Genomic DNA, 12,388 nt, shown 5'->3' with positions numbered 1-12,388 from the left:
AATGACAGCCTATTTTTTTGCAGAGACACTTCCCTGTTAAGTTACTTTCACCGTTAAAAACAAACTATCATAATGTTATTAAACGCGTGGAATGAATAAGTTTCCTGCAGTTGCAGCCATAATTGCTTTGATTGAATGCATTCTGTTTTCTGCTTCTTCAAATTGACGCGCATATTTACTACGGAATGCTTCGTCAGTAATTTCCATTTCTTTAACACCATATTTTTCGAACATTTCTTTACCATATTCAGTTTCAATGCCATGGAATGCTGGTAAACAATGCATGATGATCATATTTTCATTACCAGTCTTTTTAACCATGTCCATGTTTAATTGGTATGGTTTCAATGTGTTAATACGTTCTTCGAATTTATCTTCTTCACCCATTGATACCCAAACATCTGTGTAAAGAATATCTGAACCTTTAACCCCTTTATCAACGTCTGAAGTAATCATGTTCTTGCTTCCTGATTTTTTAGCAAATTCAGCAGCAAATTTTTGAACTTCTTCAGTTGGTTGTAATGAGTCAGGTGCAACGATATGAATATTTACACCTAACATTGATCCAGTTACCAAAAGGCTGTTAGCCATATTGTTACGGCCATCCCCAACGTATGTTAATGTGATGCCTTTTAATTTGCCAAAGTTTTCTTTAACAGTCATAAAATCAGCAATCATTTGTGTTGGATGCCATTCATCAGTTAAACCATTCCATACAGGAACGCCTGAGAATTTAGCTAATCCTTCAACAACATCTTGGCTGAATCCACGGAATTCAATACCGTCGAACATACTACCTAATACTTTAGCTGTATCTTCAACTGATTCTTTTTTACCTAATTGAATATCATTTTTTCCAAGAAATTCAGGATGAGCACCTAAATCAACTGATGCTGTTGTGAAAGCAGCACGTGTTCTTGTTGAATTTTTTTCAAAAAGTAAGGCAATATTCTTACCTTGAAGATATTTATGAGGGATTCCACGTTTTTTCAAATCTTTTAAATGAATTGAGAAATCGATTAAATATTCTAATTCTTCTGGAGTAAAATCTTTTTCTGCTAAAAGACTGCGACCTTGAAAGACTGTGTTTGACATATTAATTTCCACCTTTTTTAAATTTTATTTTTTTAAGTCTTCACGAACGATAGGCATACTCATACAACGTGGACCACCACGACCTCGTGATAATTCGGCTGAAATAACTTCAATAACTTTAATTCCATAACTTCTTAGGACTTCATTTGAAACGTAGTTACGATTATAAGTTACAACTGTATTAGGAGCGATTGCCAATGTATTTGAACCATCATTCCATTGTTCACGAGGTGCAACTACTGCATCGCCGTTACCAACTGGAATTAAGATAAGTTCTGGTACTTTTAAGACTTCACGTAAGACATTTTGTAAGTCTGTACGATGTGAAATGTTAATGTGGTTATCTTTACCTGGTTCTAAGATAAATGTATCAACGTTTCCGCCATTATCTTGGATTCCTGGATGAATTGTAAATTTATCGTAATCAATCATTGTGAACACTGTATCCAAATGCATCATTGCACGGTTATTAGGGATTTTAATTGCTAGAATCTTATCAAAGCCACTGTGTTTTGCAAATAATACTTGTGCTAATTCTTCGATTGAACGAGCTGAAGTACGTTGCGAAATACCAATTGCAAGAACGTGGTCGTTTAAAATTAATTCGTCTCCACCTTCCATACGGTCGAGATGGTTACGACTACGCCATACGTTTACGCCTTTATTAGCAAAACGTGGATGGTATTCCATAATGTATTCCATAAATAATGATTCGCGACGACGTGCAGCGAATGTCATACGGTTAATTGTTAAACCATCACCCATTGATGCTGCTGGGTCACGTGTAAAGTAAAGGTTAGGCATTGGATCCATAAAGAATGGATAGTCTTCAGAAGAACTTAAATCAACTAAAGCATTTGACTTGTAATCGATTTCATTTGTTCTAACGCCAGCCATAATTTTATCAACCATATCTTGTGTTTCCATTGAAAGTAAATATTCTTTCAATGCAGCATGGAGTGTGCTAGAAACTAAACCTGATTCATCTAACATTTTTTCCAAGAATTCTTCTTTTACATTTCCTGCATCTAAAGCTTCTGCAGCCAATGTTTCAAGATAAATTGTTTCAACGCCATTGTCTTGCAATGTTTTTGCGAAAAAATCATGTTCTCTTTGAATTTCAGGTAAGTATGGAATATCGTCAAATAAAAGACGACCCATGATATCTGGTGTTAAGTTTTCAACTTCTTTACCGGGTCTCTTTAACAAAACTGTTTTAAGAGTTCCGATTTCTGATGTTACGTGTACTGGACTTGTCATAATGATTACCTCCCATATATTTATTACATGCATAGCATAACAGGAATAATTAGCCTATATTAGTAAACGCTTACACCTATAATGTGAACTATTTCTCATTATGAGGATTCTTACGGTTCAATATCGTATATTACATTTATAAAACGCTTCCACTACCGTGTTTTTAAAATTATTAAATGAGAAACATTAAAAGTACATTATTTTTATGATAATTCTTACTTTAATAAATTAAGACTTGTAATACTAAGAGTGCACCACCAAATAATAGAACAAAGACAACGACGGGCCAAACGAATTTTACCCAGTGCGAATATCTGATATTTAACATTTGAAGTGTTGCCATAACTAACCCTGTTGGTGCTAAGAAAAGCATTGCATACTGTCCAAATTGATAAGCAGAAACGACAATAAATCTTGGAATATCTGCAGAATCAGCTAATGGCGCAAATATTGGCATTGCTAAAACGGCTAATCCGGATGAAGAAGGTACGATAAATCCAAGGAAGAAGAAAATAACCATCATGATAATTATGAAAATTGGTCCACTTACGCCAACAACTAAAGATGACGCATATTGAAGAATGGTATCTGAAATCAATCCTTGATTTAACACGATATTTATCCCTCTGGCAAGTCCAATAATAAATGACACCCCAACTAAACTAGATGCACCACTGACAAAAGCATCAATGACACCCTTTTCACCTAGACCATCTCGACCTGTACCTGTTAAGAACATAATGGCGATAGCAAATACCAAGAATGAAGATGCCATCGTTGGGAACCACCAACCTTTTGCCATAACGCCCCAAACCATGATTGGGAATGTCACAACAAATAATAATAGAATAATTTTCTTACGAATAGTGAAAACTGATTTATTACCACCTTCACCTGAAGATACTGACCATAATCGATTAAAGTCTTTACTATCTTCATAAGTAATTGAAGCTGTTGGATCATCCTTAACCTTTTTACTATAACGTCCTAAATAAATAATTAAGAAAATAGACCCGACAATCAAACCAACAATCCGCCAAATCATACCTTGCGTAAAATCAATTCCGGCTGCATTTGACGCAATAACAACTGAGAACGGATTAATCGTAGAGAATGTGGTCCCAATAGAACTGGATAAGAAAATTGCCCCCACGCAGACTATCGAATCATAGCCCATCGCGATAAATACTGGTACCAATATTGGATAGAAGGCCACTGCCTCTTCTTCAATCCCGCAAAGAGTTCCGCCTAAAACCATTAAAATTGAAACAAAGAAAATTGATAAAAATTCATGACCTTTGGTTTTCTTAGTTAGCGCAATTAAACCTGATTCAAACGCGCCGCTGACTTTAACAACACCAATTAAACCACCCAGGACTAAAATAAAGACCATAATATCTACGGCTTCAATTGTCCCGTTAACCATACTATTTGTGATATCAGCTGGTCCTGCCGGATTTTGCTTCAATCGCTGATATGTATTAGGTATTGATACTGCTGCCGTAATACCACCTGATGTAAATTGTTTAATATCAATTTTGACATGAAGTTTATCCAATTGATTTTGTGTCGCAGGAACTTTTTTTACATTCCCATGCGCATCGGTAATTTTTAATTCCGTACTTGCCTGATCATAAGATAATTTAGAGTAAGAGCCCGCTGGAATAATCCATGTTGCCATAACTGCAACAATCGTTAATATAAATAAAATAACAAAAGCGCCGGGCATTTTTAACTTAAATTTCTTTTTAGGTACCTTTTCCATTGTTGTCGTTGAATCCATTATAATTTCCTCCTTTAATTGTTTTATACCAAATAGATAGCGGCGTTATCCTTTTACTGTATTTTTATCATGACACCCTCCTCTGCCGGTCGTTTCGCTTGGAGTATATCAACAGTCTACAGTTTCTGGTGTGAAATCGGTTACATTAAAAGTGTGAACCAGCTCACACTTTTTGATTTATCATCTAATTTTACTTTCCACAAAAAGAGAGATAAAAAGTAACTTGTAAATCTACTTTTTATCTCTCTTTGATGCACTAAACTTATTCATGTAATGCTTGTGACAAGCGTTTTAATCCTTCTACTAAAACGGATTCTTTAGCACAGTAACCTAATCTTGCATGTCCTGGCACACCAAATCGGCTTCCAGGTACTAATAAAACCCCATAATCTTTTAATAATTTTTGACAAAATTGTTCATCATCTTCAATTGTTTCAAATTTTATAAATGAAGTCGAGACAGATTTTGGCACTACTAAGCTAACTGCTGGCTCATTTTCCACCCAATCACTTAAAATTTTTAAATTTCGTTTCACAATTTGTCGATTTCTATCCAATACTAATTCTTTATTTTTTAAAATATGAACAGCCATTTGGTCATTAAATACACCTGCACAAATCATCGTATAATCACGGTATTTTCTAAAAATATCTGTAACAGCTGGACTAGCAACCGTCCAACCGATTCTAATACCGGGAGTTGAATAGGTTTTTGATAAACTATTCGTCGCAATACCTTTGTCATATAAATCAACAATTGAACTTACGTCCGTTGTATCATCTAAAGGTAAATAGACCTCATCAACTAATACATATGCGCCGACTTCTTTTGCAATTTTAACGATTTCAGTCATTAGTTTAGTTTCAATTACTGTTCCCGTTGGGTTATTCGCATTATTTAAACAAATCATTTTAGTATCTGGTCGAATAATTGCTCGTAATTCATCCAAATCAGGCATCCATTGATTTTTTTCAGAAATATTCCAAAAATCGACTTCAGCTCCTAATGATTTAGGAATATCATAGAGTTGCTGATAACTAGGATACATAGAAATCACATGATCACCAGGTTCAATCAACGCGTATAGTGCCAGTTGATTTGCTCCTGTTGCACCATTAGTTTGTAAAACTTGTTCCGGCGAAACCGCTTTATAAAGTTTGCTAACCTCTGCTTTAAAAGCTGGGGACCCCTCAATCCAACCATAATTCATCTTTTGTGCATCTAAATCACGATAAAAATCCTGACCATTTTCTTGACCAATATTTAATAATTCGTTCATTGTCATCGATGAAACCGTTCTTTGTGCAATATCATACGTAGCTTTAGATTCATAGACATTTAACCACTCTTCAACGCCAAATCCTGCAATTTCCATAAGTTATCATTCTCCAATCTATATTATTTGTCTTAACGTCCTAAATAATAACAGAAATTAAAAATTAAGCCAGTGTCTGTTTAAATATATTAAAATGACAAATCTGAACTTTTAATTTTATAACATAAAAAATCTGTTGCCAGTAATAGGTTTTCCTATCATCAACAACAGATATTACAGTTTTTAATAAATTATCTAATCTACTAAGGTAAATCCAAATGTGCTACCCAGCGCTTGGATTTTTTTTAACATTAACTTAGGGATACTAGGATCACTCATCGATAACGTTAATTGCCATTTTTCTTGATTTAGCAAATTAGGATTTGCAACTAATGCTGACCCAACAGCAACTAAATCTAATCCCGATTTTAATGCTGTCGTTGCTCTATCAAAAGTATTTAATGAGCCGGCTGCCACGATTGGTACCCGTTGATTAACTAGTTGAGAAACTCTTTGAATATAGGGTTCACCACCCTTTGGACCATCAGTTAACGCATCACCCAACGAAAGGTGCAAATAACTCACCTGTTTAGCAACTAAATTCGTTATCAAAGCTTCTGTATCTTCTAATTTAAGACCATCTGTTTCACGTTCTTCAAGTGTAATTCGGTAACCGATAATAAATTCTTTAGTCGTATTTTCATCAGCCACTCGTTGAACTTCATCAACTACTGCCATAGCAAATCGTAATCTATTTTCTAATGATCCGCCCCACTGATCAGTCCGATGATTATAGTGTGGTGAAAGAAAATTTTGAATTAGAAATCCATGGGCACCGTGAATTTCAATACCATCAAAACCTGCTTGAATTGCACGTTTAGTTGCTGTTCCGAAAGCCTTTATAACTTGTATTAGCTCTTCTTCTGCCAATTCTCGAGGTGTCTGTGCTGGAGCAAATGGTGTTTTTGGTGCTGGTACTGGACTCGCACTAACAACGTCATGATTTGTAATTAATTCTGGTAATGCCTTATTTCCAGCATGATTTAATTGTAAGATGGCCTTTGCCCCACCGGCCTTAATAGCTGTGGCTAACTTCGTCAAACCTGGTATAAATCGATCTTCATAAACACCAATTTCATGATCAAATCCAACACCATTTTCTTGTACATGGCTCGAACCTGTGATAACCATTCCGACCTGTTTTGCACGTTGTTCGTAATAACTAATTTCTGCTTCAGAAACTGTTTGATCATCGTTACTTGCCCATGTTGTCATAGGTGCCATCACAAGTTTATTTTGTAGGGTTATTTGTTCATTTAAATTGAATTTTTTTCGTAAGTTAATTTGCTTAATCATTATAAAATGTTCCTCCTATATCTAATATAGGTTTATAATAAACCTTCAAGTCGACTTGAAGGCAAGCTTTTTATTTATCGGTCATTTTTAACATCTGTTTTACATGATTTTCGTACGTTTCAATTTTATTATCTAAAAAATTATAAGTATCTTGCATCGCCGCGATTTGTTCACCTAATAATCGTTGCTGTTTAATCAAAATCTGTTTACGTTGCTCTTCAGTGGCCTCACCTTGTTGCGTTAGGTCAGCATATTCTTTTAAAATGTTGATTGAAATCCCCGTTTGACGCATATGTTTTGCAAAATTAACCCATTCTAAATCGATTTCATCATAGTCCCGATACCCGCTTGTATTCCGTGATACAGTGGGAATAAGTCCTACTTCCTCATAATATCGTAACGTCGCAGTCGGTAAATCAAACTTCTCACTTACTTTTTTAATATTCAAAATCAAACACTCCTATTCTCATCTTTTTTAATCTCATTAGACAATTAAGATAAAGGATCAGATTAAATTTTATAATGTTTCACATGAAACATTTACATCATTTTTTCAGCTAAGCAGTTACATTCAACCATTTCTGGTGCATTTTTACTTTTTTCATCAATCACACTTTGTAGTTTCACAATATCTGATTGGCTTAACTCAACTTCACTTAATAAATCGGCAATTGTTGAGCCAATTTTCATTTGGCACATATGTTCAAATAATAACTGACTAACATGATCCATCGTCGTTTGTTCTTCTATTAGGGGTTTGTATATGAATGCTCGGCCCTCTTTATCAGCAGATAATGCACCCTTTTTTACTAATCGACCCAATAATGTTTTTATTGTTGGCATTTGCCAATTCTTTTTTTCTTTTAAATTCTTAAATATTTCATTACTAGTACTCTGACCTAATGTCCAGATAACACGCATAACTTCCCACTCAGCGTCGCTAATTTCAATTATTTTTTTATTATTCATTAGTATTGCCCTTCTTTCATTGGTCTTATGATTACAATTGTAAACTAATGTATTTAACCCGTCAATAAGCTATCTTTCAAATTAGTATAATCGGTTAAATACTCATTATTAACTAATACTATCTCATTTTTTAATATTGATTAAACTCATTTGTTTTTGCATATTATTCGTTTCCTTTTTTTAACTTAGCTTTTAAACAAAACAATTGATATACTAGTGTTTATGACTTTAGACTAATTATTTAAGGGGATTTTTTATGACTACTTTTTTTAATCGCTACAAAACATCTTTATTATTACTCTCGGGTCTAATCATAGGTGGGATTGTCGGCTTAATCTTTAAAGAACAAGCTGCTGTCCTTAAACCTTTAGGAGATCTTTTTCTAAATCTAATGTACATGATTTTAGTTCCACTTGTTTTTTTCAGTATTTCATCTGCCATCGCAGAAATGTCTGAAATGAAACGACTTGGTAAAATCATGATTACAACATTAATTGTCTTCCTAACAACGGCTTTCATTGCTGGTGTTATTGGGTATATCGGTGTTCGTCTCTTTAACCCTATTCACGGCGTCAACGTTGATACGATTAAAGGTTTGATGGGTACTGTTAAAGATACATCAACAAAATCATCTGGTTTAGAAACATTAGTTAATACATTCACCGTTAATGACTTTTATCATTTATTATCAAAAGATAATATGTTACAACTAATTATCTTTTCGATTTTAATGGGTACAGCTGCTTCAGCAACCGGTAAAGAATCTAGTGTATTTACAAAATTTTTATCAGCTGGAAACGTAGTAGTTATGCGGATGGTTAAATATGTGATGATCTACGCGCCAATTGGTTTAGGTTGTTTCTTTGCCAATATTATCGGTAATTTAGGACCTCAGATTGCTGCCGGATATTTGCGCAGTTTCATTCTTTACTTAGGTATTACAGCTTTCTACTTCTTTGTGATGATGAGTTTCTATGCATTTATCGCAGGTGGCAAAGCCGGTTTTATGATTTTTTGGAAAAATGTCTCAGCTCCTGCTGTTACAGCAATTGCAACAAGTTCTTCAGCTGCATGTATCCCTGTTAACCTAGAGTATTCTAAAAAAATGGGCGTGAGCGAAGATATCGCAAATACGATCATCCCATTAGGTGCAAATACGCACAAGGATGGCTCTGTTATTGGTGGCATCTTAAAAACAACATTTTTATTTGCCGTTTTTGGTAAAGATATCACGAGTTTAAATAATATGATTATGATTATCTGTGTTTCATTCTTGGTTGGTGTCGTGATGGGCGCTATTCCAGGTGGTGGTATGGTTGCCGAAACCTTAATTTGTTCAATCTTCGGTTTCCCAATGGCTGCTCTTCCATTAATTCTAATTATTACAACCATCATTGATATTCCCGCAACTTTATTAAATTCAACAGGAAATACTGCTACTGCAATGCTTGTTACGCGTTTCGTTGAAGGTAAAAATTGGTTAAAAGATTTTATGGCACAATAATAATAACAATCCCCCTATATTAGATACTGAAATATCAGTCTAGTATAGGGGTTTTTTGTAATTAAAAACTGCCCTTTCCAAAATTGGACGGACAGTTTACTATTAATCATCTTCTCTACTTAATTGGTCTCTACCATACTTTATATTTTTTCTTCGCGTATTTTGTGAATCCTCAAATGCTTGACGATATTGACGAAACCATCTAAGTATCGTTCCTTCACTAACGTCGAGTGCCTCTTCAGCATCCTCTGTAAAATTCTCCCACGCATCAGGATCTTGTTGTTTTATTTCTTTTCTAAGTGTCGTAATAATTGGTTTTAATTTTTCTCTATCTTCAGGTGTCATCTCTAAGAATGCCTCAGTACCTTTAGGTTCCATTTGACTAATATTAGTAAATTCACTGTTATCTGCACTATTAGTAATAAATGAACGAATTGGTATGATAATAAAAAAGACTAACGTTATTTTAGGGAAAAACCAGCCTATAAGAATTAAAGCTAATATTAATAATCCGGTTTCTGTGTTATGTCTGCCATAAATGGTTACATATACTTTTTTCATATCAGATTTTTCTGTATATTTTTGATGAATAATTTCTTTTACAATTTCCCTGAATAGATAAATAATTAACAAATATAAAACACCATACATTGTAACCGTTTCTCTGACAGTATCACTTGTCATTAGTCGTGTGAAGGTTGGCATTAACGATAAAAGCATCATTAAGATTAAATCCATCACAATTATTTTATTTGGTACTTCATTTACTTCCGAAAATGCGACCGCATGTTGATACCAGATATTAGCAACAAAACAGAAACTAACAATAAAGATTCCAATGGCTTGAAACAAACCAACAAAGTTAATCTCCCCATTTTTTATCTCAATTGGCATCTCTAATACCATAATGGTTATAATAATGGCTATAATCGCATCACTTAACGTATCCAACCGCTCTTTAATTTTCATATGTACCTCCTTTAAAATACTGCTATATTTAACCTATTTTTTTCTTTTTTTTAGTCGTTCTTCTCGTAAGGCTAATAATTTTGCAGTCGTTGATAAGGACATCGATATTAAAATAAAAAATAAACTAGTTTTGATAACTACTGTTGGTAATGCCCCTCCAACTGATTTAATAACAAGCGTTGATATTGTTAAAAAAACTGTGAAAAAATTTAAAATAAGTAAACTAATATCATATTTTCCCTTAATTTTTAATAAAATATGAGAAAAATAGAAAAAAGCAATACTAATTATCATAAATAAACTATAAATTATAAAAAAGATAATAATAAATACGACTGGTTCTGCTTTTGCAATCTCCATAAAGGAACGATCCGTTGCTATTTCTGACACTGATAAAACTTGTGAAAATAAAAAATAGGTAGCAATCACAAAAATAGCATACGTAATAATCTTTTTAACATTTTTCATCATTTTAGCATCTTTCATTATTCACCATTCCTCTAATCCAAGATTTATAATTATTCTTATATTATATTATTTATGGCTAACAGATCATCAATTTCGTAGGTCGCTTTTATTGATGTCTTATTTTTAATGTTTTTCGGATTGTACCAGACAGTATCAACGTGAACATTGTTCCCACCTTGAATATCTGATGTTAAAGAATCACCAATAATAAGTGCCTTATCGGGATTAAATCCAGCAATATGGTCAAAAGCATAGTTAAAAAAGCCAACCGTTGGTTTTTGATAACCCGTCATTTCCGAAACAAATATTTGCGGAAAGTACTTATCTAACTTTGATTCTGCTAATCGTTTATACTGCATGTTTGCAACGCCATTGGTAATAATCGACAATTGATAGTTAGCTGTATCTATTGATGCCAATAATTCATCTGCGCCCATCATTTTTTCATGTCCGGCAGACAGATTATCTTGATACTGTTTAGCCAACTCTTTACCATCAACTACTCTATTAAACTGTTTTTTGAAAAATATCGCAAACCGATTTTCTAATAATTGATCCCGCTTTAAATTACCACGCTCATATTGGCGCCATAACTGCTGATTAAATTTCAAATAATTTTGTTTTATTTTATCATCTAATGTTATTTTTTGCGTTAAAAAAAGCTTTTCTAGTGCAGCTTTTTCAGTTAACCCAAAATCAAGTAACGTATCATCAATATCAAATAGTAAAAATTCGTAATTTTTCAATTCAATTCTCAACTTTCATTCATGTAATTTAGTTACTGGACATTATCATTTTAACATAAGATTTAAAGTAACAAAAAAGCTTTGAATAAGGAATTATATCCCTATCCAAAGCTTCTTATTTTTATAATTTAAATTTTAGTACCAACCGTTTGATAACCAGAATGATTTTGCAGCACTCCATGAACCATAACGACTTGTTACGTAATTGTTAGCTACTTTTTCTTGGTTTGCAGCTGAGTAATCACCATTTAAATATGATGAACTTAATTGGTATTTACCAATATATTGGCCATTTCTTGCTGAGTATGAACCACCAGATTCTTTGTTAGCAATCCATGCTTTAGCACTTGATGAATCAGTAGTGCTTGCAGTTGCTGTTGACACTGTACTCTTTGGTGCAACTGTTGTTGCTGCTTTAGCAGGAGTTGCAGCTGGTGTTGCTGCCTTAGTAGTTGTTGTATTTGTTGTTGATGCTGTATTTGCTGTTTTAGCAGCTGTATCAGTATTGATTGTTAATTGTTCACCAACATAAATTAAATTAGCGTTACTAATTTTATTTTCTTTAACAATTGCGTTAACACTGACATCATTAGATGTTTTGTTAGCGTAAGTTGCTGAGATGTTATTTAGTGTATCACCTGATTTTACAGTATATACATCAGCATCTGCTGCTTTAACTGCAAGTCCAAGACCTGCTGCTACTGTTGCTACCATTGCTACTGAAAATTTTGTCATCTTTTTATTTAATTTCATTATATTTAGTTCTCCTTTTAAGTTAAACGTTTTTATTTATTTTTTTCTTATTTATCTTACGAGGTTCATACTATCAGTTAGTTTTTACATAAGCATTTCAGTCAAATATCATTATCTTGAAATAATGTAATAAATATCATATTCCGTAATAAATGTAAAATAAATCAAAT

The 12,388-nt window shown here is 33.5% G+C and carries 12 protein-coding genes; 1 reads left to right on the top strand and 11 read right to left on the bottom strand.

The genetic code is table 11. From position 1 onward, the window contains the following. Positions 1-78: 78 nt before the first annotated feature. The 7 genes from argF to AC1RPX_RS01645 all read right to left on the bottom strand — a co-directional run bounded on the left by argF (position 79) and on the right by AC1RPX_RS01645 (position 7,778). On the bottom strand, positions 79-1,095 hold the full coding sequence (gene argF / locus AC1RPX_RS01675; RefSeq protein ID WP_481761111.1) for an ornithine carbamoyltransferase: 1,017 nt from the start codon (positions 1,093-1,095) through the stop codon (positions 79-81). Between the two features lie 24 nt (positions 1,096-1,119). Then, a complete protein-coding gene (gene arcA, locus AC1RPX_RS01670) occupies positions 1,120-2,355 on the bottom strand; it encodes an arginine deiminase (RefSeq protein WP_409021880.1) in 1,236 nt (411 codons plus the stop codon). Between the two features lie 220 nt (positions 2,356-2,575). After that, entirely contained in the window at positions 2,576-4,138 is a 1,563-nt protein-coding gene (locus AC1RPX_RS01665) for a YfcC family protein (protein ID WP_481761110.1), read from the bottom strand. Positions 4,139-4,400: 262 nt separating this feature from the next. Further along, positions 4,401-5,513 (bottom strand): aminotransferase, encoded by a 1,113-nt coding sequence (locus AC1RPX_RS01660; protein ID WP_481761109.1) that lies wholly within the window; start codon positions 5,511-5,513, stop codon positions 4,401-4,403. A 195-nt stretch (positions 5,514-5,708) separates the two neighbouring features. Next, entirely contained in the window at positions 5,709-6,809 is a 1,101-nt protein-coding gene (locus AC1RPX_RS01655) for an NADH-dependent flavin oxidoreductase (protein WP_481761108.1), read from the bottom strand. A 70-nt stretch (positions 6,810-6,879) separates the two neighbouring features. Then, positions 6,880-7,257 (bottom strand): MerR family transcriptional regulator, encoded by a 378-nt coding sequence (locus tag AC1RPX_RS01650; RefSeq protein ID WP_481761107.1) that lies wholly within the window; start codon positions 7,255-7,257, stop codon positions 6,880-6,882. A gap of 92 nt (positions 7,258-7,349) precedes the next feature. Further along, on the bottom strand, positions 7,350-7,778 hold the full coding sequence (locus AC1RPX_RS01645; RefSeq protein WP_481761106.1) for a CopY/TcrY family copper transport repressor: 429 nt from the start codon (positions 7,776-7,778) through the stop codon (positions 7,350-7,352). Between the two features lie 256 nt (positions 7,779-8,034). On the opposite strand from AC1RPX_RS01645, the gene AC1RPX_RS01640 reads away from it, so the two are divergent. Continuing rightward, complete coding sequence (locus AC1RPX_RS01640; protein WP_481761105.1) at positions 8,035-9,282, top strand: dicarboxylate/amino acid:cation symporter; 1,248 nt, start codon at positions 8,035-8,037, stop codon at positions 9,280-9,282. A 102-nt stretch (positions 9,283-9,384) separates the two neighbouring features. Here AC1RPX_RS01640 and AC1RPX_RS01635 read toward each other — a convergent pair whose 3' ends face one another. The 4 genes from AC1RPX_RS01635 to apf form a co-directional block, all read right to left on the bottom strand. Continuing rightward, positions 9,385-10,251, bottom strand: a complete 867-nt coding sequence (locus tag AC1RPX_RS01635) for a TMEM175 family protein (RefSeq protein WP_481761104.1) — start codon at positions 10,249-10,251, stop codon at positions 9,385-9,387. Positions 10,252-10,284: 33 nt separating this feature from the next. Next, positions 10,285-10,737 (bottom strand): hypothetical protein, encoded by a 453-nt coding sequence (locus AC1RPX_RS01630; protein WP_481761103.1) that lies wholly within the window; start codon positions 10,735-10,737, stop codon positions 10,285-10,287. 38 nt (positions 10,738-10,775) lie between these two features. Next, positions 10,776-11,465 (bottom strand): YjjG family noncanonical pyrimidine nucleotidase, encoded by a 690-nt coding sequence (locus tag AC1RPX_RS01625; RefSeq protein ID WP_481762165.1) that lies wholly within the window; start codon positions 11,463-11,465, stop codon positions 10,776-10,778. A gap of 135 nt (positions 11,466-11,600) precedes the next feature. Further along, entirely contained in the window at positions 11,601-12,218 is a 618-nt protein-coding gene (apf, locus tag AC1RPX_RS01620; protein WP_481761101.1) for an aggregation-promoting factor, read from the bottom strand. Positions 12,219-12,388: the final 170 nt, after the last annotated feature.

The organism is Dellaglioa sp. CoH-56-MRSF-14 (assembly GCF_056782115.1).
Note: the sequence above shows the minus strand (reverse complement) of the source record. Positions and strands in the feature narration are given on the sequence as shown.